The 2,057-nt window shown below is 37.1% G+C and carries 3 protein-coding genes and 1 pseudogene; all 4 read left to right on the top strand.

Annotated elements, in window-relative coordinates:
• Positions 1-356, top strand: a pseudogene (kdpDN, locus tag AC1DRF_RS24740) (KdpD-like non-kinase potassium sensor); the annotation flags it as partial.
• A gap of 35 nt (positions 357-391) precedes the next feature.
• Positions 392-826: a CBS domain-containing protein gene (locus AC1DRF_RS24735; protein ID WP_028409161.1), complete on the top strand. Its 435-nt coding sequence runs from the start codon at positions 392-394 to the stop codon at positions 824-826.
• A 254-nt stretch (positions 827-1,080) separates the two neighbouring features.
• Positions 1,081-1,635: a signal peptidase I gene (lepB, locus tag AC1DRF_RS24730; RefSeq protein WP_013057720.1), complete on the top strand. Its 555-nt coding sequence runs from the start codon at positions 1,081-1,083 to the stop codon at positions 1,633-1,635.
• Between the two features lie 80 nt (positions 1,636-1,715).
• A partial coding sequence (locus AC1DRF_RS24725; RefSeq protein ID WP_477741935.1) for an oxidoreductase occupies positions 1,716-2,057 on the top strand: 342 nt, incomplete at its 3' end.

The raw sequence follows: 2,057 nt of genomic DNA, 5'->3' as shown, positions 1-2,057 counted from the left end.
CAGCTGAAAAATTGATTCGAAGAGGCTGGAGAATGGCAAACCGATTGAAAGCAGATTTGCTGCTGCTTCATGTTTTTACAGGCGAGCAAACTGAAAGGCAAAAAGCACAAATTAAAGAGTGGCGGGAATTTGCTGATCGCTTTCACGCATCGCTAATTGTTGAAGAAGCTAAAAACCAAAAACCAGCTGCAGTGATTGTGAACGTAGCCAAGCAGTATCGCGTTACTCAAATCTTACTAGGGCAATCAGCCAGGACAAGGTGGGAAGAGATTCGAAAAGGGTCTATTGTGAATACGATTATGAGACAGACTTATAACATCGACATTCATATTGTTTCAGATTCAGCAAAGCAATAACAATAAAATGGATGTATACTAAAAGGAGAATATGAGTGAATATTGCGTTTTTTTTACTCCCGAAAAAAGAAGTCGTTACCCTGTCGACACGGTCAACTGTCCGTCAAGCATTGGAGAAAATGGAATATCATCGCTACTCTTCTGTACCGCTCATTAACCAAAAAGGAGAATATGTAGGGACTTTGGCAGAAGGAGACTTGCTATGGAAGCTAAAAAGCCTAGAACATATAGAACTTCATGAGCTAGAACACCTGCGAATTGAAGAGGTCCCAAGGCATCGTGATTATGAACCTATCACCATTAATGATGAAATGGAAAGTATTTTGTCACGTGCGTCTGAACAAAATTTTGTACCAGTTGTAGATGACCAAAATATTTTTATTGGACTCGTGCGGCGAAGAGAGATTATAGAGTATTGTATCTCTCAACTTTTTATACATGGAGAAACGTCTTTAAATGTGAAGATTTAGTTAAGTTTGCGTAAAAAACATAATTTTTACATAAAAGGTAGTCTCTTTTTATATAATTAATGTTATAATAAGAGATGTAAAGACGAAACTTGCGTAATGTAAGCCTCTAACATTTGTTAGAGGTTCTTTTTTTACATAACATAAAACATTTGATTTCAGTTCTTTCTATGGTTAAGTTAGAATAAGTGTTAAAGTAAGAGGTTTCTTGCTTTTTTACATAAGAAAAGTGAGCTGTACAAAGGAGACAAAGTATATTGACTACGGAAAAAACAAAAAGCGATCAATTACGCAGCATATTCAAAACTATTATCTTCGCTATCGCTCTAGTATTTATGATTCGCGCATTTTTATTTTCTCCGTATATTGTAGAAGGCGCTTCAATGAACCCAACGCTGCATAACGGAGAGCGTTTGTTTGTGAATAAACTGTCGTATTCGCTCCATGATATTCGCCGCGGAGATATTGTGATTATTAAAGATGAGGCTAAGAATAAGCATTATGTAAAAAGAGTAATCGGTCTGCCAGGTGAAAAAATCGAAATGAAAAAAGATCAGCTTTATATTGATGATAAAAAAGTAAGTGAACCTTATTTAAAAACGAATCGTCAAATTGCCAATAACATGGATATGGAGCTTACAGGAGATTTTGAACCCGTTCAAATACCTAAAAACGAAGTATTTGTAATGGGTGATAACCGTCTGTACAGTATGGATAGCCGCAACGGTCTAGGTCTCATTGATGAAAAACGGATTGTCGGAAAAAGCGAATTTGTATTTTACCCCATTAAAAAAATAAGAAAAACAACGTAAAAAGAAATGCCGGCGAAGGTATTTCTTTTTTGTGCCTACGTCTACTCGGCTTCTAGATGGGCAAGCTAAGGAAAAAAGGTGTGAATGAATTGAAGACAGCCTATGAAAAATTATTTAAGCATTTTAAATTTGTTGATGCTCTTGAGATGAAAAACCGATTAGCAATGGGACCTATCCTCACATACGCTTCACGGGAAAACGGAGAAATATCCGATCTTGATATGTCTTTTTACGAAAAACGAGTAGGGGGCGTCAGTACGGTAATTATCGGCCCCGCGTTTATCACAGAAAATGGCCAAGTAGCGCATGGTCAAATCGGCATTCATCGTGATCAGGTTATACGAAAGCTTCATCAACTAACCCAAATGATTCATAGAAGAGGAGCTAAAGCGATTCTTCAACTATCGCACGGGGGAAGAAAG

The organism is Priestia sp. P5_B4, assembly GCF_056400385.1.
Note: the sequence above shows the minus strand (reverse complement) of the source record. Positions and strands in the feature narration are given on the sequence as shown.